Origin of the sequence: Paenarthrobacter nitroguajacolicus, from assembly GCF_007786235.1 — a bacterium.
In the GTDB taxonomy this organism is placed as follows: domain Bacteria; phylum Actinomycetota; class Actinomycetes; order Actinomycetales; family Micrococcaceae; genus Arthrobacter; species Arthrobacter nitroguajacolicus_A.
The window spans coordinates 1-592 of sequence record NZ_VNFK01000076.1 but is presented as its reverse complement, the minus strand read 5'-3'; the positions used below and the strand labels follow the sequence as shown (position 1 = coordinate 592).

General features: G+C 45.8%; 1 protein-coding gene. It reads left to right on the top strand.

What is annotated here, in order from left to right; all coding sequences use genetic code 11:
• Nucleotides 1–12 precede the first annotated feature (12 nt).
• Nucleotides 13–592, top strand: a 580-nt coding sequence (locus FQP90_RS23040; protein WP_208760076.1) for a hypothetical protein, incomplete at its 3' end; no start/stop codon positions are given.

Sequence of the window (592 nt, the reverse complement as noted above, 5' to 3'; positions counted from 1 at the left end):
TCTCAATTGAATGTGACCATTGGTGATGATGTCCAAATCATGCAAGACGGTACGTTAGATATCATCGAACCAAATCTTGCCGACGGCACAATCACAACCAACACCATTGATGTGATGCCAAACCAAAGTGCCGATGGTGCGACGATCACTCAGTTCACTTATGACGGTCAGCTACGAACGCTTGACCAAAATGATACCGGCGAACAGCAATTCAGCTTCACGGAAGGCGAACTGTTTATCACCCTTGAAGGTGAAGTGCGATTTGAGCCAAATCGTAATTTAGACCACACGACAAGTGAAGATATCGTGAAGTCGATTGTGGTGACTTCAAGTGATTTTGATAATGATCCGGTGACTTCAACCGTAACATTGACGATCACTGATGGTGACATTCCGACTATCGACTCGGTACCGAGCGTTGTACTTGAAGAAGCTGATTTAACTGACGGCTCATCGCCAAGTGGTAGCGCAGTCAGTCAAACGCAAACTATCACTTTCACCAACCAAAGTGATGATGTGGTTCGTTTCCGCATTGAACCAACGGAATTCAACACCAACGATGCACTTAAATCGAACGGCTTAGCCGTTGAGC